The 21,722-nt window shown below is 36.3% G+C and carries 21 protein-coding genes; 15 read left to right on the top strand and 6 right to left on the bottom strand.

Going from position 1 to position 21,722, the window contains the following annotated elements:
• The first annotated feature begins 2 nt into the window (after window positions 1–2).
• Both J0654_RS02660 and J0654_RS02655 read left to right on the top strand, forming a co-directional pair.
• Window positions 3–1,085, top strand: coding sequence for a glycosyltransferase (locus J0654_RS02660; protein ID WP_207026221.1), 1,083 nt, complete (start codon window positions 3–5; stop codon window positions 1,083–1,085).
• A 67-nt stretch (window positions 1,086–1,152) separates the two neighbouring features.
• A complete protein-coding gene (locus J0654_RS02655; protein WP_207026220.1) occupies window positions 1,153–2,289 on the top strand; it encodes a glycosyltransferase family 4 protein in 1,137 nt (378 codons plus the stop codon).
• A 71-nt stretch (window positions 2,290–2,360) separates the two neighbouring features.
• On the opposite strand, the gene J0654_RS02650 is transcribed toward J0654_RS02655, so the two are convergent.
• Window positions 2,361–3,008 (bottom strand): sugar transferase, encoded by a 648-nt coding sequence (locus J0654_RS02650; protein WP_207026219.1) that lies wholly within the window; start codon window positions 3,006–3,008, stop codon window positions 2,361–2,363.
• 329 nt (window positions 3,009–3,337) lie between these two features.
• On the opposite strand from J0654_RS02650, the gene J0654_RS02645 reads away from it, so the two are divergent.
• Together J0654_RS02645 and J0654_RS02640 are read left to right on the top strand one after the other, a co-directional pair.
• Window positions 3,338–3,820, top strand: a complete 483-nt coding sequence (locus J0654_RS02645) for a hypothetical protein (protein ID WP_207026218.1) — start codon at window positions 3,338–3,340, stop codon at window positions 3,818–3,820.
• Window positions 3,821–3,988: 168 nt separating this feature from the next.
• Window positions 3,989–4,597 carry a sugar transferase gene (locus J0654_RS02640; protein ID WP_207026217.1) on the top strand — a complete coding sequence of 203 codons (609 nt, stop codon included), beginning with the start codon at window positions 3,989–3,991 and terminating at the stop codon, window positions 4,595–4,597.
• A 60-nt stretch (window positions 4,598–4,657) separates the two neighbouring features.
• On the opposite strand, the gene J0654_RS02635 is transcribed toward J0654_RS02640, so the two are convergent.
• From J0654_RS02635 to rfbF, 3 genes are read right to left on the bottom strand one after another with little or no spacing between them, the layout of a single operon-like run.
• The gene (locus J0654_RS02635) at window positions 4,658–5,560 is read right to left on the bottom strand and encodes an NAD-dependent epimerase/dehydratase family protein (RefSeq protein ID WP_207026216.1); all 903 of its coding nucleotides are present in this window, start codon (window positions 5,558–5,560) and stop codon (window positions 4,658–4,660) included.
• Window positions 5,560–6,651 (bottom strand): CDP-glucose 4,6-dehydratase, encoded by a 1,092-nt coding sequence (gene rfbG, locus J0654_RS02630; RefSeq protein WP_207026215.1) that lies wholly within the window; start codon window positions 6,649–6,651, stop codon window positions 5,560–5,562. Before rfbG ends, J0654_RS02635 begins: the two co-directional genes overlap by 1 nt.
• On the bottom strand, window positions 6,642–7,418 hold the full coding sequence (rfbF, locus tag J0654_RS02625) for a glucose-1-phosphate cytidylyltransferase (protein WP_207026214.1): 777 nt from the start codon (window positions 7,416–7,418) through the stop codon (window positions 6,642–6,644). The genes rfbG and rfbF overlap by 10 nt, the downstream gene beginning before the upstream one ends.
• A gap of 419 nt (window positions 7,419–7,837) precedes the next feature.
• On the opposite strand from rfbF, the gene J0654_RS02620 reads away from it, so the two are divergent.
• From J0654_RS02620 to J0654_RS02580, 9 genes are all read left to right on the top strand, one after another.
• A complete protein-coding gene (locus J0654_RS02620) occupies window positions 7,838–8,554 on the top strand; it encodes a hypothetical protein (RefSeq protein WP_207026213.1) in 717 nt (238 codons plus the stop codon).
• A gap of 416 nt (window positions 8,555–8,970) precedes the next feature.
• Window positions 8,971–9,717: an SDR family NAD(P)-dependent oxidoreductase gene (locus J0654_RS02615; protein WP_207026212.1), complete on the top strand. Its 747-nt coding sequence runs from the start codon at window positions 8,971–8,973 to the stop codon at window positions 9,715–9,717.
• A gap of 5 nt (window positions 9,718–9,722) precedes the next feature.
• Window positions 9,723–10,544 (top strand): SMP-30/gluconolactonase/LRE family protein, encoded by an 822-nt coding sequence (locus tag J0654_RS02610; RefSeq protein WP_207026211.1) that lies wholly within the window; start codon window positions 9,723–9,725, stop codon window positions 10,542–10,544.
• A 2-nt stretch (window positions 10,545–10,546) separates the two neighbouring features.
• A complete protein-coding gene (locus J0654_RS02605; RefSeq protein ID WP_207026210.1) occupies window positions 10,547–11,809 on the top strand; it encodes a glycosyltransferase family 2 protein in 1,263 nt (420 codons plus the stop codon).
• 9 nt (window positions 11,810–11,818) lie between these two features.
• Window positions 11,819–13,105: an ATP-grasp domain-containing protein gene (locus J0654_RS02600; protein WP_207026209.1), complete on the top strand. Its 1,287-nt coding sequence runs from the start codon at window positions 11,819–11,821 to the stop codon at window positions 13,103–13,105.
• A gap of 50 nt (window positions 13,106–13,155) precedes the next feature.
• Window positions 13,156–13,929 (top strand): SDR family oxidoreductase, encoded by a 774-nt coding sequence (locus tag J0654_RS02595; protein WP_207026208.1) that lies wholly within the window; start codon window positions 13,156–13,158, stop codon window positions 13,927–13,929.
• A gap of 611 nt (window positions 13,930–14,540) precedes the next feature.
• Entirely contained in the window at window positions 14,541–15,578 is a 1,038-nt protein-coding gene (locus J0654_RS02590) for a peptidoglycan bridge formation glycyltransferase FemA/FemB family protein (RefSeq protein ID WP_207026207.1), read from the top strand.
• Window positions 15,575–16,816 (top strand): GNAT family N-acetyltransferase, encoded by a 1,242-nt coding sequence (locus J0654_RS02585; protein ID WP_207026206.1) that lies wholly within the window; start codon window positions 15,575–15,577, stop codon window positions 16,814–16,816. Before J0654_RS02590 ends, J0654_RS02585 begins: the two co-directional genes overlap by 4 nt.
• Before the next feature lie 56 nt (window positions 16,817–16,872).
• Window positions 16,873–18,063: a GNAT family N-acetyltransferase gene (locus J0654_RS02580; protein WP_207026205.1), complete on the top strand. Its 1,191-nt coding sequence runs from the start codon at window positions 16,873–16,875 to the stop codon at window positions 18,061–18,063.
• Between the two features lie 28 nt (window positions 18,064–18,091).
• On the opposite strand, the gene J0654_RS18385 is transcribed toward J0654_RS02580, so the two are convergent.
• The gene (locus J0654_RS18385; RefSeq protein WP_313783105.1) at window positions 18,092–18,397 is read right to left on the bottom strand and encodes a hypothetical protein; all 306 of its coding nucleotides are present in this window, start codon (window positions 18,395–18,397) and stop codon (window positions 18,092–18,094) included.
• An 81-nt stretch (window positions 18,398–18,478) separates the two neighbouring features.
• On the opposite strand from J0654_RS18385, the gene J0654_RS02575 reads away from it, so the two are divergent.
• Both J0654_RS02575 and J0654_RS02570 read left to right on the top strand, forming a co-directional pair.
• Entirely contained in the window at window positions 18,479–19,522 is a 1,044-nt protein-coding gene (locus J0654_RS02575; protein WP_313783103.1) for an MBOAT family O-acyltransferase, read from the top strand.
• A gap of 4 nt (window positions 19,523–19,526) precedes the next feature.
• Window positions 19,527–20,492 (top strand): hypothetical protein, encoded by a 966-nt coding sequence (locus J0654_RS02570; RefSeq protein WP_207026203.1) that lies wholly within the window; start codon window positions 19,527–19,529, stop codon window positions 20,490–20,492.
• 288 nt (window positions 20,493–20,780) lie between these two features.
• Here the strand turns inward: J0654_RS02570 and J0654_RS02565 are convergent, their stop codons facing one another.
• Complete coding sequence (locus J0654_RS02565; RefSeq protein ID WP_207026202.1) at window positions 20,781–21,716, bottom strand: PorP/SprF family type IX secretion system membrane protein; 936 nt, start codon at window positions 21,714–21,716, stop codon at window positions 20,781–20,783.
• Window positions 21,717–21,722 lie beyond the last annotated feature (6 nt).

Genomic DNA, 21,722 nt, shown 5'->3' with positions numbered 1-21,722 from the left:
TCATGAAAGTTTTACAACTCATAAATTCGTTGGGAGCCGGAGGAGCAGAAAAACTACTGGTAGATGCCGCCATAACCTATTCAAAATTGGGTGTTGATGTAGATATCCTGCTACTTAAAGATGGTGATTCCCCTTTTATTTCTAAGTTAGATGATTATCCAGGTGTCAATGTATTTTCGTTGAGTAGCACAGCCAGTGTGTATAATCCATTTCACATTTTTAAGCTCAGAAAATATTTTTCGAAATATGACATTGTTCATGTTCACTTATTCCCTTGTTTGTACTGGGCGGGTATAGCCTCCATGATAGGTAAAAAGCCCAGGCTGATCTATACGGAGCATAATACTACCAATCGAAGAAGGGACTCCAAACTATTTAAGTTTTTGGACAAGATCATATACAAAAAGTACGATGAGATTGTGAGCATATCCGATTCTGTGGATGAAAATCTCAAGAAACACTTGGGTAGCTCTTTCAACAATATTACCAAAATCTACAATGGTATAGACCTTCAAGAAATAACGGAAGCTAAACCCTACCAAAAGGAGGAATTGGGACTAATGGATAAAAATGTTGCTCTTATGCAGGTTTCCAGTTTCACCGCACAAAAAAACCAGAATTTCTTAATACGATCATTAAAGGAACTTCCCGACCACTATGTTTTATTATTGGTTGGTGAAGGTGTCTTAAGAAAGGAGTCCGAGGAACTGGCCAAAAATATTGGAGTAGAAAACAGGGTTCATTTTATGGGGGTAAGAAAAGATGTGCCAAGGTTATTAAAAAGTGTTGACATCGTTATTCTATCTTCTCATTTTGAGGGACTTTCCTTATCAAGCGTAGAGGGTTTGGCATCAGGACAACCTTTTATGGCTTCCGATGTTCCTGGTTTAACTGAAGTGGTGAAAGGTGCTGGGATCTTATTTGAGGATGACAATGAAAATAGTCTCATCCCTGAAATTAAAAAATTAGCTGAAGATACTGAATACCGTAATGTTGTAGCTTCAAAATGCCAGGAAAGGTCAAAAACATATGATATTTTAACCATGTGTAGACAATATCAGGTATTATACCAAAAAAATAATTGAATTACGGTCAAAACAATAACCTTTGATGAGCCAATTAATTAGTAACACTTGGAATTAAAGACAATAGATGAACAAAAATGTATTGATCATAGCCTCTATGGCAAATTCATTACCTCATTTTAGAGGTGATTTCATGACGGAACTTGTTGAACAAGGATATACCGTATTTGCTGCGGCCCCTGAAATGACCTCAAAAAATATCGATGAACTAACTCAATTAGGGGCTACACCAATTACTTTGAAATTGGATAGAATAGGACTTAATCCAGTAAAGGATTTTAAATCTGTTCTACAAATAAAAAGTCTTATTAAAAAACATCATATTGATTTGGTTTTCCCCTATACCATCAAACCCGTTGTGTATGGCTCCATTGCTGCCAATATGTGCAACACACCAACAATTTCATTGATTACAGGGTTGGGGTTTACCTTTAGTGGAGCATCAAAAAAGGCCAATTTACTCCAGCAAATAACCAAAAGACTATATCGATATGCGCTAAGAAAAAATAAATTGGTCATTTTTCAAAATGAGGATGATAGACAGCTGTTTTTTAAAAAGCGTATTCTTTCAAAGAAACAAAAAACAGATATTGTAAATGGATCGGGGGTTAATTTGGACCGGTATCCGTTTCGTGAGATCAATGTAAACTCCGAAAACGTAAAATTCGTAATAGTCGCTAGATTGATCAAAGAAAAGGGCATTCAACTGTTTATGGATACAGCCATAGCATTGAAAAAGCAATTTCCTTTGTCAGAATTCCATATTATCGGCGGAGTGGGGAATTCTCCTTCAAGTGTTAAAATTGAAACTCTGAACACTTTACACGATTCAGGTGTCATTGTTTTTCACGGACGGAAAAGTAATGTGCCCGATTTTTTAAAGGATATGCACGTATTTGTATTGCCCACCTTTTATAGGGAAGGAATCCCTAGGTCAATTTTAGAAGCACTTTCTATAGGAATGCCCATTATTACAACTAACACTCCTGGCTGTAAAGAAACAATTGTTGAGAATGAAAACGGCTTTTTAATTCCACCAAATAGTTTGGAACCCTTGATTGAATCTTGTAAGTTTTTTATTGAGAACCCGGATAAAATAAATCAAATGGGGAAAAGAAGTAGGCGATTGGCCGAGGAAAAATTTGATGTGAATATAATTAACAAGCATTTGACTGATAACATAAAAACAGTCTTGGACAATTAAAAAGGGGGCTCCCCCCCTATCTCAATCCGCCTTTTTTCTTTGGCGGTAAGCAATAAAAAATTTATTGACCCTTAGCTAGCTTTTTCGGCATCCCATTGCTTTTGTCGGTAAATATTGAACCAGTCCAAAAATTCGTCTTGATCCACAGCAACTTCCGATTTTGAGAATATTTTCTTGATGGTCCAGTACAGGATTTTTACATCAAACAAAAAGCTCAAGTTTTCCACATATTGGACATCCAAGGCAAAACGGTCTTCCCAAACAAGGTTATTTCGCCCCTTAACCTGTGCAAGCCCTGTAATTCCAGGTCTAACACTGTGCCTTTTTCGTTCGGTTTCATTATAATAGGGAAGATAAAGTACCACAAGCGGCCTAGGACCGATCAAGCTCATATCACCTTTGATAACATTGAGTAATTGTGGAATTTCATCCAAGGAATACCGTCGAACCAGCATACCCAATTTCGTAATGCGTTCCCTATTGGACAACAAATTACCATCGGCATCCTTTTTGTTGTTCATGGACTTGAACTTGATAATCTTAAAGATTTTCTCATCCTTCCCTGGTCGTTCTTGTAAGAAAAAGGGTGTCCCCTTAAAATCAATCCAAAGAATTATCGATACTAAAACAAATATGGGCGACAATAACAAAAAACCAATAACTGAAGCAGTAAAATCCAGTAGCCGTTTAAAATAATTTTTGTAAAGATTTTTGGGCATGAGGTGATAGATTTAGCAATAAATTGCCATGTTTGACAAAACAAAAAAATAGAAATAATTTGGGCACTGCCACTTTACACGACAAGTTACCCAATTTATAAGATATACAACACCTGATTAGGCAATCACCCGCCATTGAAAATCTTACAATTTAATTTAAGAAAAGAGAAATTTGTTGTGCATCCGATAAAGGAGCTGTACGTCGAATATGGAATTATGGCACCAAAGATTTTAAAATAATATCTCTAATTTTAGATGCTTTAGTTTCTTCATGCCACATAGAATCTATTGCCATTTAAATAAAACATTAACCGAAATATCAATTTTGAATGAAAGAAGAGTATTTAAAACATGTACAAACTGTAGATGATTTAATTAAGTCATTTTATGCCTGTTTAGGTGGTGAACCAGGTCAACCGAGAGATTGGGATTTCTTTAGGTTTTTATTTCACCCCCAAGCGAACAAGATTGGTTATGAAAAAGATATAAATGGTAGTTTAAGACCTCAATTCATATCTCCTAATGAATATGTCGAAAGAACAGGGCATTGGCTGCAAACAACGCGCAAAACAGCTTTTTATGAAAGAGAAATCGGTAGGATTGAAGAAACCTATGGAAATATTTCCCACGTATTAAGTACTTGCGAGGCTTTTCATAGTAAGGAAGATATGGCCAACAATAAACCTTATAAGCAAGATGTAAAAAGTATTCAATTGGCTTTTTATAAGGATAGATGGTGGATCATTAACATGATGTGGCATGGAATTTCTCCCGAATATCCACTTCCGGAGAGATATTTGAGATATCAGTAATCTCAACTTGGGCATCCAATTCTGGATTATTTTTTATAATTATCAAACAATTGGACATTATATCAATTGCATTTTATGACAGGTTCGCCTTAATTCAATATCTAAGATTTTTAAAGTCAGGACTTTAAAAGTTTCATAAAGGGATATAACCAAAATGATTACTTGATAATGTATAAAAAGTTTTTAAAAAGATTTTTAGACTTTTCAATATCACTGGTGGCGTTGATTTTGTTATCACCATTGATTATTACAATAATCATTCTATTGTTGTTTACCAATAATGGCAAACCGTTCTACTTTCAAAAAAGACCTGGAAAGAACGCGGAAATATTCACTATCATAAAGTTCAAGACCATGAAGGATCCAAAAGACAATGAAAGTGAATTAATGAATCAAGAGCAGCGTATTACCAAAGTTGGTGCGATCATTAGAAAAACTTCCCTGGATGAACTATTGCAATTGGTCAATGTATTGAAAGGTGATATGTCCCTCATTGGCCCTAGGCCCCTATTAATTGAATATCTTCCTTTATATAATGAAGAGCAAGCAAGAAGACATTTGGTGAAGCCCGGTATTACAGGATGGGCACAAGTGAATGGCCGTACTGCATTATCATGGAATGAAAGATTTGCCCATGATGTATGGTATGTTGATCATTTAAGTTTCAAAAATGATATAAAAATCTTGTGGAAAACAGTTCAGAAAATATTTAACAGGGAGGCCATGTCCTCCATTGAAAGTGCCTCGTTTGCTCTTTGGGAAGGAAACGCCAAATAAGACAGTTGATAACACAATAACGCCCCTGTCTTAGGCCAAAAAGTTCTAAAGACAAATCTCCTATTCCTCAAAATATTTCCAAATCGAGGTTTTTTGACGCCAGCCTAAATATTGTTGAATTTTAGAATTATCCCCCACCATGTTCCAAACTTCATTGTCACGATAAGGCAAGGCACCAAATTCTATGGCTGATTCACTTTTCATCTTTGTTTTGGCTTTTTCAGCCATTTCTCGGATGGAAACCCCCTCACCTGAACAAACATTATAGACTTGATTGGTATTTTCTGTAAGTCCTGCCAACAATAGAGCCTCAATTACATCACTCAAATACAGATAATCCCGAACTTGCTCACCTAAGGTCATGGAGAAATTCTCATTTCGGTCTAGCTTTTCCTTTAATTGTGAAGGAAAAAAGTTAGTAGGCATATTCGATCCCAAAAAATTGAACATGCGAAGTATCGTATATTTTTTTTCCTTTAATTCAGAAAATGTTTTTAGTGCCATTTCCCCACAATACTTGGACAATGAGTAGGGCGATGCCGGAACAAAATCACCTATTTCCTTAAATGGAGGAGTTACCGCTGTGCCCCCATAAACCTCACTGGTACTGGTATAAACAAAATTTTTATAGGGTACATCCTCTAATGCGTTTAAAATATTTGCCGTTCCTGTAAAGTTTACATCCATCAACTGTTGAACAATGGAAAAATCCCTGGAACGGTTCAAATTTGCCGCTAGATGATAAACTAAAGTAGGTTTGATTTCTTTAACGACATTGGAAAGGGAGGAAAAATCCAAGAGATTTGCTTGATGAAAGGTAATATATGGATTTTGTTCCGCAGGGCGATTCAAATCAATAGAATGCACCTCATCACAGCCATTTTGGATCAATTGGGATATGAGGTTGCTTCCCAAATACCCAACTCCGCCGGTTACTAGTATTCTTTCTCCTTTAAAATTCATCAAAGGGTCCACTCTTTCTTTTTATTTATTGCATCTTGAACATATTGGGCAATATCTTCTTTGGTATTCACCATTCCTTTTTCATAAAAGTCTTTATACCACAAAATGGTTTTTCGAATTGTTTCGGACCTATCCCAGACCGGTGTCCATTTCAGCAATTTATTGGACTTGGAGCAATCCAGCATCAAGAGATTTGCTTCGTGATGATTTTCTTTATTGGTGCTTACAGCATATTTAATTTTTGACCAAAACGATTTGGCTTCATCTGTAATCTCTTGGACCGATAGATTGCTCGAAAGGTCGGGACCAAAATTCCAACCATCGGCAAATTCTTTTTCTCCAATGAGCAACTTCCATCCCAACATAAGATAACCGGAAAGTGGATCCAATACATGTTGCCATGGTCTTGTCGCCAAAGGGTTTCTTATTTCGGTTTCTCCTTCATTGGCCGCAGCTTTGATAAGGTCGGGGATCAATCTATCTTTAGACCAATCTCCTCCTCCAATAACATTACCGGCTCTACCACTTGCCAACAAAGTTTGCCCGGTAGTTCCATTAAAAAAAGATTTCCGATAAGACTGGGTCAATAATTCTGCACATCCTTTGGAGGAACTGTACGGGTCATGACCTCCCATGGGATCATTTTCCCTGTATCCCCATATCCATTCTCTATTTTCGTAGCACTTATCACTGGTTACGTTTACAATGGCCTTTACGGATTCTGTCTGTCTGGATACCTCAAATACGTTCAATGTACCTATTACATTGGTTTGATACGTTTCAATCGGGTTTTCATAGGAATATTTAACAAGGGATTGGGCCGCTAGATGGAAAACAATTTCAGGTTGAAACTCCTCAAATATGGATTTCAGTGCATCCAAATCTAAAATATTACCTTCTATCGACTTGTATTCGGTTTTCAAAAGTGTTTTATGGTTTGTCGGGGTGTTCGGAGGCAGGGCATATCCTACCACTTCCGCACCCATTTGAGCAAGCCATGCAACTAACCAAGACCCTTTAAAACCGCTATCACCGGTTACCAAGCACCTTCTTCCCTTATAGACTCCGCCGAACAATCTATCTATTTCCATATTTTCCAATCAGCTTTGCCTTGCTCCCACATTTCATTAAGTACTTTATTGTCCCTAAGGGTGTCCATAGGTTTCCAGAACCCATAATGCTTGTAAGAAAACAACTCGCCATCTTTAGCCATATTTTCTAGCGGGTCTCTTTCAAATATAGTTGAATCACCATCATTTAAATATTGGAAAACCTTAGGCTCACATACGAAATAGCCTCCATTGATCCATGATCCATCACCTTTTGGTTTTTCCTGAAAAGAGGCAACCTGCTCATCCCCGATAAATTTTAGGGAACCAAATCTACCTTCCGGCTGAACGGCGGTCATTGTAATTGCTTTTCCATGGTGCTCATGGCTATGAACCAATTTGTCTATATCAACATTGCCTACACCATCACCATAGGTCAGCATAAACCTTTCGTCTCCTATAAGATTTTCTATTCTTTTGAGTCGGCCTCCGGTCATCGTGTGCAATCCCGTGTCTACAAGGGTAACTTTCCAAGGTTCTGCTTCATTGTTGATTATCTCCGTGCTATTGTTCTGAATATCTATCTTCACATCACATTGATGCAGAAAATAATTTGAAAAATATTCTTTGATGACGTATCCCTTGTATCCTAATAAAATAATGAAATCATTATATCCATAGGTAGAATAAATCTTCATGATATGCCATAGGATTGGCTTGTTTCCTATGGGTACCATTGGTTTAGGTATATTTTGGGTTTCTTCGCTAAGTCTTGTGCCAAAACCTCCTGCCAATAAAACAACTTTCATAATATATTGAGTTTACACCAAAGATAAACGCATTAATTAACAAAATATTCGAATCAAGAATTGAAAATTTTTCAGAAGTTGTTTTCAATTTGAAAAAAACCATTAATCAAGCATCATATAAAAATCTGATATTCAAGACTCCAAGTTGTTTTTCAATGTCTTCACAAAACAACAAAGTAGAGATTTGGAAGTAAAAATTTATTGATATGTTTACAAAAAAGAAAGGACCTCATAATGTAAATGCCGTTGTCACAATAATGAAATCGAGGGTACGATAATAAACCCTTTTTTTTAAGCGTTAAACAGCCTAACCCTAACGTCAAATTGAAATGTTAAAAAAATTAAAACAAATACTAATCCACTCGCCATTCTATAAGATTTCATTAAATATTCAATCTTTTTTTATCAGTAGTTCATGGATGTTCCAGAGCAAAAATCAAATTAAGGATAATTCCACCATATATGTGATTTCTTCGTACAAAACTGGTACTTCCTATATAACTTCCAGGTTCAGAAAAGAGATTTCCAAACATGAACCCTATCAATATGTTTCCTATAGAAAACTTACAGCTGATTTTGACAAGCATTTTGTTCGAAGATTAAATTATCTGAATGTAAAAATTGAAGCATCCGGATTTTTATTTTATCAGCTAGAGCAACTGGCAAAAAATCCAATAGCCAAGAATTTGAATTACATATGTATTTTAAGGAAACCAAGTGCATGGGTTACTTCTTTTATCAATTATATGCTTCATGAAATCAAAGCCGAAATCAATCCTTCCTATAATTGGACCGATGAACTTATTTTGAAAAAGCTGCTTGGTGTAGACCTCTCGAACTTTTATAATCTAGGGGAAGAAGAGCAAGCGAAAATTGCCGAGAATTTAATTGATTCATACCTCGAAAACACGAAAAAAACAAAATTACTGAAAAACGTAACCTATGTGTGGATCAATGAATTGGAAGAGTTTACCAATAAATTAGGACCAATGATAGGTGAAGAAGTAAAACCACAAGAGAAAAGTTATCGGAACAAGGGAAATTCAAAAAAATATATCTATAAAAATGACTCACTGGATGAGGAGTATTCCAAAATAGTGGATTCCTTAATAAATCCAACTGAAATAAAAGAATAGGATGAATCGAGCCGCTAATACGTTCGTTTTTACTTGTTTAAAATAGTTCCTGATCCTTTTTGTATCCACAGATATCGTAATCAAAATAGACCTGTTCTCCGTGATTGGAGAACCCATCCATATTTCTCATTTATTCTTTCCAAATCAAAGGAAAGCATTGGGGAATTCCAATTATTATATTACTTCGATTAACGTCAAAAACTTAGCTTTGAACTAAATTTTAATAATTCCGTTACTTTTCTCTTTAAATTTCCATTTTAAAATGGACCTACTCAAGTGAAGTTTGAATCAATAATGTTAACCAGTCTTCGTTATTTTACCTAATTCTTGTAAAATCTCAATGATGTGTCAACAACAGATGGAAATATGAAATCCGATTATGTTACTTAAATACCAATCTTAAAATATAATTTACGATGTACACCGTTATGATTCTTGGTGGGGCCAAAGGAGTCGGACTGGAAATTTTAAAATCTTGCCATAAAAAAGGGTATCAAGTCGCATTTTGTGGTCGAAGTAAGGAGCACGGTCAAAAAATAGTGGATGAATTAAACGGGGGTAAGAACCTTTATTACCACACGCTGGATTTAACCAACATGAATGGACTTGAGAGTTACTATAAAGAAACTATAAAAAGGTTCAATAAAATTGATGCACTTATAATATACGCAGGCATATCCCCCATTGCTACTATTTTGGATACCACTGACGAACAATTCGATAGTGTATTCAATGTTAACCTTAAAGCCCCCTATTTTTTATTGAAGCATGTTTTAAGGCACATGAAGGAAAACCACTCTGGATCTATTGTTTTCTTTGGTTCGCCCCATATGGATTACGGACACGAAGACCGAGCTGCATATGCCCTTACAAAGTCGAGTCTATATACGCTTTCAAACCATATTGCCCACCATTACGCCAAATATAAGATTCGATCCAATTATGTGGTCATGGGTTGGACCAATACCGAGGGAGAACTAGAATTAAGAACCAAAGAAGGAACGGATGAAGCAAAATTAAAGGATATGGCCTCTAAAGTTGTTCCGATGGGCCGTATTTTAAATCCAACCGAGCCAGTTGCGGCCGTCATGCACCTCATTTCAAATGATTCCATCATGACAACTGGGTCAATAATCAGAATCACAGGAGGACACTTTATTTAATAGACATGGATCATACATTGATATTCTATAACGACTCCAAACTCCTAGAGGGACCAGTGTATGATTCCACATACAATTTCCTTTATTTCGTCTCGATTTTGGATGGGATGGTCTATTGCTTGGACATTACAACCAAAGAAATAATAAGCGTTAAATTGGAATCCCCTGTTGGGTGTGTCTTTATTCTAGAAGAAAAAAAAGTATTGGCCGCCTCCAAAAACGGGTTTTATGAGATAGATTTCAAAACTGGTGAAAGCCACTTTTCCTTTCAGATGGAGATTCCGGATTTTGTTCGTTACAATGATGGCACCATAGACCCTAATGGAAGATATATTGTAGGCACAATGGGATATCCCGAGGTACAGGAGAATATTGGAAAGGTATTTTCCCATTATAATGGAAGTTATAAGGTTCTCATCGAAAATACCACTATCTCCAATGGATTGGCCTTTTCTAAAGATGGTACAACCCTTTACTTTATCGATACACCAACGAAAAAAGTGGCAAAATATAATTATGACCCAGCAAATGGGAATGCCACATTTGATTCTTATATCATACAATTCAATGGAAATGGTAGTCCCGATGGTATGTGCATGGACCAAGATGGCATGTTATGGATTGCCGAATGGGGCGGTGGCCAGGTTTCCAAGTGGAATCCAGAAAATGGAAAAATGATAAACCGAATAAAACTACCCTGTACAAATGTGAGCTCTTGCTGTTTAGATGATTTGGGCAACCTTTTTGTAACTACAGCTAAATCGGATGACCCTGATGACATTTTTGGCGGAGGCCTATTTTACGTTAATTTGAACAAGAAAATATAAAAATGAAAGAAGTTGAAATCAGTGTAATAGTCCCTATTCACAATATAGAACCGTATTTACCAAAATGCATCGATAGCCTATTGGCTCAATCCTTCACTGATTTTGAGTTGATATTGGTTGACAATGGTAGTCCGGACAATTGCCCCGAAATATGTGACAGGTATGCATCCATCGACAATAGGATTGTTGTAATACATAAAGAAAACCACGGTTTATTGAGTGCCAGAAAAGCTGGTTTGGAAAAAGCAAAAGGTAAGTATGTTGCCTACGTGGATGGGGATGACTGGGTGGACATTTTTTATTTGGATACGCTTTATAAAATGGCCGTAGCCAACAATTCAGATTTGGTCGTAACTGGGCATTATAGAGAATTTGATGGCAAAATAGAAACCATTAAACCATCCTTTACAGGAAATTATAACGCATCTGAAATCAGCTCTTTGGTCCTACCCAGTGCCATTTGCAACGATCGGTTTTGTGAGCACAATATATCCACTTATGTTTGGAACAAACTCTTTAAAAGAGAGTTATTGCTCCAATATGTGCTCGATATTCCCAATGACATCATTATGGGTGAAGATGCTGCCATTACCTACACCTATCTTACCTTATGCAACCACATTACCATTTGCGATATCCCCGTATACTATTACCGTCAAAGGCCGGATTCAATTGTAAAATCCATCGAAAACCCTGAGATGGAATACACTCGATTGAGCCATCTGCTGGTGTTCTTAAGGAGAAAACTCGCACCTTATTTGAGTGAAGAAAATTTAAAGTCCCAACTAACATCTTATCTCTACTCCCTTATTTTGGTTCGCTCGGGAGGTTTGATTTCAAATGAAGTATACGATGATACTATTTTCAACCCCTTTTTAAATACTTCTAAAAACTCAAGAATTGTTGTTTATAGTTCCGGTTCCTTTGGACAACATATTTTAAGTACTAACGCCAAGCTTAAATATTTTCAAATTGTCCGTTGGATAGACGTCGATTATCACGATATGACAATCGATGGAAATTCAGTGCAACCCATAGGTGCAATTGACAATAATGAATTTGATCATTTGATTATTGCCACGACCAATCCCACCTATTATGACCAAATAAAATCAAACTTGGAACTTATAGGGATAGACACACATAAAATCGTACAAATTGGTCATGATGAAAAGGAAATAATCAACCTATTGAACAGCTTAGGCTTTAACAACGATTTTTCGAGAAATTTAAATATTTCCTCCAAAAGAACTGAAATAATATAAATGAATATTATGGCCAAAAAACTGATTATATTGGGTGGCAACCCAGAAACAGGTGTTCTTGTGGACATCGCAGTATCCATGGGAATCCACACTATTGTTGTTGACCCAAACCCTGATGCCCCAGCAAAGAAAAATGCTACAGAATCTTTTGATATTGATGGCTTTGATGTTGATGCCATTGTCAATCTTGCCAAAAAAGAAGAAGTAGATGGCGTTCTGGTCGGAGTCGCCGATATATTGGTAAAACCCTACAGGGAAATCTGTAATAAATTAGGATTTCCTTGCTATGCGACCGAGAAAGCCGTGGAAGCTTTTTGTAGCAAAGATGGTTATAAAAAATATTGTGCAGAACACGGCGTACAAGATATCCCTGGAATTTATTTAACCAAAAACGACAGTATTAGAAAACCAAAAGGTCTGGAACTCCCTTTAATGGTAAAACCTGTTGATAGCGGAGGTGGTGTCGGCATGAAAATATGTTTTGATGAAGATGACTACAACAGTACTGTGGAAAAAGCATTGAAGTTTTCCAAAAAAGGAGTAGTTCTTGTCGAAAAATATATGGATGAGCATTGTGATGATATGTCGGCCTACTATACCTTTAAAGATGGCATACCATATCTTTCTGCAACATTTGACAGAACCTTGACAAGAAAGCAAGGTGACTCCAGTCCGATAGCCCTAGGCACGGTATATCCTTCTAAATATACCAAAGCTTTTGTGGAAAAAGTTCATCCTAAATTATCAGAATTGTTCAAAAGTACCGGTGTACAAACAGGGGTGATAAATGTTCAGTTCTTTGTGGAGAACAATGAGTTTTACAGTTATGATCCCGGGTTTAGGTTACAGGGGGAAGCCCCACACATTCACCTAGAGCACATCAATGGATTTGACCATAGAAAAATGCTGATAAACTACGCCTTGACAGGAGTGTTCGGTGAGGATGATTTTGCCAAAAAAAATGATTACATGATGAGAGGCAAGTCCGCATGTTCGGTTTGGGTACTTTTAAAAGCTGGAAAAATTGATTCAATTGAAGGCTTGGATGATGTAAAATCCCATGAGAATGTAAATTTCGTAGTAGAGCGATTTAAGGTCGGGGACACGGTAAAGGATGAGTGGGTCGGTACAGAAAGGCAAGTCCTTTTCAGAATATATACCGATACCGATTCGATTGATGACATAAATAAAACTATAGAAGACATTAAAAACACCTTGAAAATTACCGATGCCAATGGTGATGATATGGTGATTGAATGGCTAAAGCCATGGAATACTGAAGATTATATTTTTTAGACGACCCGTTTTAATTTTTAATAGACCTTTTCATTCATATAAATTAAAAAATGGAACAAAATATTTTAGAAAAGTTTAGTTTAAAGGGCAAAAAGGCCATTGTTACTGGAGGAGCTGGTGATTTAGGAAAAGCCATGGTAGAAGCCATATCCCAAGCGGGGGCCCAAACCGTTGTAATCGATCTTGATGATAGGGTATTTGGCATTTGCGAAGATTTTAAAAACAGTGGTTTAAATGTTAGTCCGATCAAAGCGGATGTAAGCAAGGTATCGGAAATCAAAAAATCCTATGAAGTTGCCTTGGACATTTTGGGCGGTACCGTAGATATTTTGATAAATTCCGCAGGAATTCAGAGGAGGTATCCCAGTGAAGAATTTCCAGATGAAGAGTGGAGAAAGGTTATTTCAATAAATTTGGATGCCACCTTTTATTATTGCAAGCACGCAGGAAATACCATGCTAAAAAATGGAGGTGGAAAAATAATAAATATTGCCTCGATCATAAGCTTTTTGGGAGGCATTACCATACCTGCCTATGCCGCATCAAAAGGTGGAGTAGCACAATTGACAAAGGCATTGTCCAATGATTGGTCCGCCAAAGGTATTTGTGTAAATGCCATCGCACCTGGTTATATGGACACACAATTGAATACCGCTTTAATCAATGACAAGAAAAGAACGGAGGAAGTATTCAATAGGGTTCCAATGAAAAGATGGGGCACCGGAGAAGATTTGAAAGGCTTGGCAGTCCTTCTATCATCATCGGCAAGTGATTACATTACTGGAAGCGTAATTCCGGTAGATGGTGGGTATATAGCCAGATAAGACAAGCTAAGACTCTTAGCCATATAGTTATAAACCGATTTAATTAACCCGTTATGGTGAAGTGTTTTTTCAGTTCAATTTATTTGATTTTTAATTGGTCGTAACAAGTATTCATGTAATTGATTTCCAACTCAAGTTGATGGAATCGTGTATCAATGATTTTTCACCATCGGATTTCAAACACAAACACAATTAGCTTATTGGACCCCTTTACAAAAGATTGTTCTTTGTCTATTAAACAGGTAACAAAACCGTTTTATTTGCTCAGTTTAGAGCAACCGATAATTTTGTTTTGATTTTAGCATGATTTTGAAAAAACTAAAGTATCTAAAGAAAATAAAGGCTTGACAATAAATCCAAAACTGGCGGAATTGGTTGGACCAAAACCAGTTTAATTTAAATAATAACCCTTGCATCTGAATTCAATAACAAAATTTAATTTTACTTGGGCTGAAGCTGAACCTGTTGGTTTCTTCTATTTAAAATTAAATGATGCGATCAGTTGATTTTCTATTGTCAATTAATAGAAAATAAGATGTTATAATGGTTGTTATATAATAGGTGTAATTTGACAGCAGTCAATTTTGTTTTTAAACTATTCTCTTGAGTAAATGATTGAAGTTATTGAAGAAAAAAAGTATTGGGACGATTTTATCTCAAGCTTTGATGAATCCGATCTTTACCACACTTTCGATTATCACATGATTGCGAAAGAGGATGGCAAACCTATACTTTTAAAATACACCCACAACAACGTAAGTATCGGTCTCCCTCTTTTAATACGTAATATTCCCAATACATCCTTTGACGATGCCACTTCTGTTTATGGGTATCCTGGACCACTATGTAAAAACATATCGAATAACTTTGACAGTGCTCATTTTAAAAGTGAATTACTTCAGTATTTTTCATCAAACAATATAGTTTCTGTTTTTTCCAGGCTTAACCCATTTATTCCAATTCAGCATCGGATTCTTGAAAGTATAGGGGAAATAAACAATAAGGGCCAGGTCGTTTCCATTGATCTAAAAAAGCCCATTGACCAACAACGTCAGGAATTTGGGAAAAGACTTAAAGGACAACTCAATAAGGCTAGAAGACATTGTAGGGTTATTAAAGCTGAAAATGATCAAGAACTACAGGAATTTATAGATATCTATCATGAGAACATGGATCGGGTCAATGCAAAACCGATGTATTACTTTGATGAAGAATATTTTAGGGTTATAGCTAAAAGTAATAGTTTCCATACCGAAACCCTTTTGGCCGTTCATAACGAAACCCGTGAAGTAATGGGTGCCAGCATGTTCATCTATAAAAATTCGATCGTTCATTATCATTTGTCCGGTACCAAAACAGAGTACCTCCCTTTAATGCCCACCAAGCTTTTGATTGACGAAATGCGAATAAAAGCTTCCAAAATGGGGCTCTCACATTTTAATTTGGGAGGAGGCCTATCGAGCGCAAACGACTCCTTACTGCACTTCAAGTCGTCATTCTCCAAAGACATGTCGGATTTTTATGTTTGGAAATTAATTGTAAATCCAGAGATTTACAATAAACTGACCCAGGAGTTCCATACCCAACAAAATTCTGACTTTTTTCCACTTTATCGATGTAGCCAACCACTAGCCATCAATACAAAATGATCAAGGACAATCCATTTTCCTCAGCTACATTTGTTGACTATTGGGGCAAACATTTTTTATCGGGAAGGAAAAAACATACTTTTCCTTTTGCCAAAAACCTATCCTTTTACAAATCCAGGGTTCCCGGGCTTTATATCAATACCGGAAAAAATCTGACCAAAGGAACCAACTTGGAACTAGGAGAAGCGTCACGCGAAGAAAAAGGAAACTGCTTTTTGATCTATGATGTCATAGATTTTGATTCACACCAAACAAAGCTCAATAATTATGGGCTTGGCCATTATGCCGTACGGCAATACCCCGGTTATTTAATTGATCTGGAACCATATACTTCCTTGGATGATTTTCTCTCCAAAACCTTTAAAAAAAGTAGCCGGTACAAGCTGCGCAAATACAAAAAAAGATTGGAGGAATGTTTTGATATTTCGTTCAAGGCTTACAAAGGAGAAATTTCAAGAGAAGAATATGACACCATATTTGTTAACTTTAGAAAACTCCTAGAAAAACGATTTGAAGAAAAACAGATCAGCAATAACAACCTGAATACTGACGAATGGGATTTCTATAAAGATGTTGCCTACCCAATGATCTTGGAAAACAAAGCATCCTTGCTTGTTCTGTATAAAAATGAGGAACCCATAAGCATTACCTTATCATATTTGTCGGATAACAGGGTTTTTGATGCCATAACGGTTTTTGATACCGACTACGCAAAGTTCCATCTTGGGAGTATAAAAATTATGTACTTGGTTGATTGGTGTTTAAAAAATGGATGGAAAACACTCGACTTTTCCAAGGGGCACTTTGATTATAAATTGCGTTGGTCCAACAAAAGGTTTGATTTCCACTATCATATATGGTTCGATAAAAAGTCCTGGAAGGCTCAAGTCACAGCATATACGCTTAAGCTTTATTTCACTTTTAAGCAGTACCTAAGAGAGAAAAAGATCAATGAAAAGTTACATAAGTTAACCTTTGCAATAAGAAATAAAGAATCCAATAACCTCCAGTACAGTTTTGAAGAAACATTGCAGAACTATACTGAAGAAGATCTTATACCACTGGATATGGCATTACCGGAAAGTACGTGGTTCAATAAAATATGCTATGAGTTTCTATACCTGTTCCCAGAAAATGAAAAGAACATAAAAGTATATCAATTGAGAGATAGGGGTTCCCTTTATTTAATAAAAGGTACGGACAACGAAAGTTTGGTTAGGGTCAATTTTGACAAGTAGCGTTTTTGTTCCAATTTTTGGTATATATATTTATGTAAATTTCAACCTAAGACAGCATGATCATTCATAAAAAAGAAAACACCACTTTCCTTCTGGACATCCATAAACAGGATGATATGCTCTCTACACTATATACAGATGCTGTTTATAATGTTAACCAAACCAAAGGGAGTATCCCCCTAAAAACAACTTCAAATCAAAAGCCTTCTTTTCCTCTTTCTAAAAAACATATTTATTCTGTAAGCTATATACCCGAATATGTTCGACTCACTCCGAGTAATGCTGTAGATTTTAGGGTCCGTTCATTCAAATCCGTGAAAGGTTATTCGGTTTGGTTGGGAGAATGTTCAACAATGAAAGACTTTCTTCCGTCCTTAAGGCGAAGTCAGCGTAAATCATTGTCAAGGTCACTTAAAAGATTGGACTCTTGTTTTGACATGAAATACAAAATGTATCATGGCGAAATTTCGATGGAGCACTATAGTTTTTTGATGGACACCTTAAAAAGCATGATACTCAAAAGATTTGAGCAGCGGGGCGAAACCAGTGAAAGTATAGCATTATGGGATAAAATCCACAGCACATCCTTTGACCTGATCAATAACCGAAAAGCCTCTCTTTTTGTAGGTTATAACGATACAGAGCCCGTAAGTATCTCATTGAACTATCATTATGACAAAATCCTCTTTGGGTACGTTACATCCTATAATATTGATTACTCAAAATTTAGTTTAGGCCAAATAGGTATATACAAACGTTTGGAATGGTGCCTGGAAAATGGCTATGAGCTTTTTGAAATGGGGTGGGGAGATCTGGCTTATAAAAAATGGTGGAGCAACAATATTTATAATTTCAGGCACGAGTTTATCTTTCCCAAAGGTTCGCCAATAGCGAATTTACAAGTTATGTTTTACGGTTATAAAACCGAGATTATGGCCTACCTTATTTCCAAAAATGTAAATATTTATTATCGGAGATTCAAAAGCTTCTTCTCAAACAAAAAATATCAGGATATTGAATCGCAATATGCCCTTGTAGATGTAAAATTTGAGCATAATGACTATAAAAATAAGCCCCCTATACCACTATCGGATAGTGAAATACCGAGGTCTATTATCTACGATTTTCTTTTTTTAAGCCAAACCAAACTGTCCAATATTTCCGTTTACTCCATGGATGATGAAAAAAACTACATCATAACGGGAAATAAAATGACCAAGAAAATAGTTTATACACCAAACGATTGACCCCATGTTGTTCAATTCTATTGAATTTCTAATATTTCTTCCTATTGTTTTTCTGCTTTATTGGTTTGTTTTTAAAAACAATACCAAGATTCAGAACGTTTTTATAATTTTTGCGAGCTACCTTTTTTATGGTTGGTGGGACTGGCGTTTTTTGCTCTTGATATTTCTTAGCACGTTGGTCGACTTTTTTGTTGGCCAAAAAATTTACCAACATCTTGATGAAAAGAAAAAAGCAAGATACTGGCTTTGGGTAAGTATGGCCTTTAATATAGGAATGCTGGGCTTTTTCAAGTACAGTAACTTCTTTGTTGACTCCTTTATAGATATGTTCCATGCTTTTGGTTATGATATTAAAAGTACTTGGACCTTGAGGATTATTCTTCCAGTAGGTATTTCCTTTTATACTTTTCAGACGATGTCCTATTCTTTTGACATTTACTATAAAAAGTTAAAACCTACCCAAAATTTTATTGCCTTTACGGCCTTTGTTTCATTTTTTCCGCAATTGGTCGCAGGGCCTATTGAAAGGGCTTCCAACCTATTGTCCCAGATCACCAATAAACGAACCTTTAGCTACGATCAAGCTTCGAGCGGTTTAAAGCTCATTTTATGGGGTTTCTTTAAAAAGTTGGTTATAGCTGATGCACTGGCGCCCATTGTTGATGATATTTTCGCTAATTACCACACCTATCCGGCCTCAACGCTAATACTTGGTGTTTGTTTATTTAGTTTCCAAGTATATGGGGATTTCAGCGGTTACTCCGACATAGCTATTGGTACGGCAAAACTTTTCGGTGTTGAGCTCATGTCCAATTTTAAGTTTCCGAACTTTTCCAGGAATGTAGCAGAATATTGGCAAAGATGGCATATATCCCTATCTACCTGGTTTAGACACTATTTATATATTCCCATGGGCGGTTCCCGGGTTAGTCAGCTCAGGGCAGTCAGAAATATCGCGGTTATATTTTTAGTAAGTGGGTTTTGGCATGGTGCCAACTGGACTTTTATTTTTTGGGGCGGTTTACACGCATTATTCTATATTCCCGTATTTTTAATGGGGCGTAATAGAATGTATGCGGATAACGTGGTAGGTGAAAAAACCCTTCTCCCCACTCCTGTCGAAATCTTACAGGTGCTTTTAACCTTTGTGCTGGTCACCTTTTCCCGGATTTTCTTCAGGTCCCCATCTCTCACAGACTCGTTCCAATATATCAATCAGATTGCCTCTAACTTTACCTATGAGGCTTATGTACACCCGATGGGATATAGAATGCTCGATTTTTATATTTTATTGGCATTGTTTATTATTTACGAATATTTGATAAGAAGACACGAGCGAGAACCCTTTAAATTCAAATCGAAAATCGTTAGGTTTTTCCTATACACGGTAGTTGTCCTGGCCATGTTGTTATTCTACGATGATGGGGTAAACCGTTCATTTATTTATTTCCAATTCTAGTGCTATGAAAAAGTTCTTGATAAAAACAGCCCTTTATACGGTTCTTATCCTGATCGCTCTTGAACTATTGGTAAGAGCACTTCATTTATATACCGAAGACCCACCAAGATTTATAGATGAGTATGGTGTGGAAAAACGTGTGCCCGGACACAATGGTTATGCCGTGACCGGAAACCGAAACCAAAATTTTTCAGAATTCAACATTAACAGTTCTGGCTTTAATTCATACAGGGAGTATACACCGACAAAGGAAGATTTTGAAATAGCATTGATCGGAGATTCTTTTATAGAAGGTTTTCATCAGGATTACGATGAATCCACTGGTAAAAAAATAGAAATAGCATTGGATACTGTTGAAGTATATGAATATGGGTATGCCGGTTATGATTTGGCTAACCAAATGCATTTAATCAACGCCTATCAAGACCAATTTGAGCTTATTGATGAAATCATTATTTATCTGAATTATGAAAGTGATTTAAACAGAGGTGTTTACGAACCCAACAAACAAAGAATAGCCATGCTAAGATCCACTGTGTTCAAAATCAGGGACAATATTAAACTTTTGGCGTATGGTTCAAAAATTGGAATCGTGGATCCAATAAAGAATTTGATCACAGGAAAAGCATTTCAGGATACCGAGCAAGGTTACGAAACCAATAAAATTGAAATTCCAGAACGAAAAGAAAAAGAATACTTGGAAAATTTCAAAAGCCTTGTATCGCTATATGGTTTTGATAAGTGTAAAACCACTATTCTTTTAGACTCCAGAAAAACCAGTGAATCATTTTTGGAATATTGCGATGAAAACAATATTAAATATCTGGATTTCGCCCCAACTTTTGAAAGCTCCAAAAAACCTGTTACCTTGATTTATGACCATCATTGGAACAACCATGGAAGAGAATTGATCGCTAGTGTTATTTCCAATTATATGATGTCTAGAGAGGTGTCTCAAGACTGTCAATAGTGGTGGTGGTATTTTCCCCTTAAAAACTTACCAAAAAGCCATAACAACAGACACCAATAACTTTTTAATTGTGCAGTTATCTTAGCGCTTTTCATTTATAAAATAAAAGTGCTATCACCTATAGTATTTAATCTGGTCAGTATATCGCACATAGTTTGGTATGCCATAACTAAGTTTGAAATAAAAAAAAACCGTTCTGAAGAAGGAATCTTTTCCAGAACGGTATTATCAAAAAAGTTTATACACTTTTCCAAAAGAAAATAAACGTACCGGTCAATGCTGATTTATCTAATAAAACCTGCCCATTACGTTCCTCCTATTGAGTCTATTTAGAAAATCAAATCTTAGGAAAACCTCAAAAGAACCATCATTGAACACAGTACTGCCCAATTCAGATGTTTCAACATCGTAAGCAAGGCCAACAAGAAATTTTTCAGCCAATTTCACACTAAACAAGGCACTGACAGCAGAGTCCAAACGATATGCCGCACCAACTGAAAATTTATCATTAAAGGTCAAGCTTGTCGTCAAATCAACCTGTAAAGATCCGCCGCTAACGGCTTTAACCATAAAACCGGGTTTTAATGCCAAGTCCGGGTTCAAGTCGAATTGATAACCTGAAAGCAAATAAAAATTCATCCTTTCTTTTGCCACATATGAGGTTCCTGTAGATGAGTTGTCAAAATGTTCTGTTTCCAAAAGATTTGGCACAGAAAGACCTGCATAAAATTTTTCCTGACGGAAATAAACTCCTAAACCAACATTCGGTGAGAACTTATTATCTATATTGGGTAAATTGGTCTCGGCTCCATAATTCACCAATTTAGAAAAATCCACATTAAGGAAATCCCCCCCTACATTTAGACCAAAGGCCAAACTTCCATATTGGGAAACAGGTATGGTATATGAAAAGGCTAAATCCATATAGGTTTGCTGAACCGTTCCATCACCAATATTATCATTAACCAAGGAGAATCCAATACCGAGTCTTTCACCTAAAGGACTCTCAATACTCAACGTTTGGGTTTCCGGAGCACCATCAAGACCTATCCATTGTGATCTGTGCAAGGCAGCAACACTTAAAACATTACCTGCTCCTGCGTATGCAGGATTTATAACTATAGTATTCAACATGTAATGGGTATACTGTGGGTCTTGTTGCGCAGTGGCCATGGTGGTAATTCCCAAAGCAACGACTAATGTTGTTATAAAATAATTCTTCATTTTTAG

The sequence above is a fragment of the Flagellimonas profundi genome (assembly GCF_017313275.1).
Taxonomy (GTDB): Bacteria; Bacteroidota; Bacteroidia; order Flavobacteriales; family Flavobacteriaceae; genus Flagellimonas; species Flagellimonas profundi.
The sequence above is the reverse complement of the archived record's forward strand: the minus strand, read 5'-3'. Positions and strand labels throughout refer to the sequence as shown.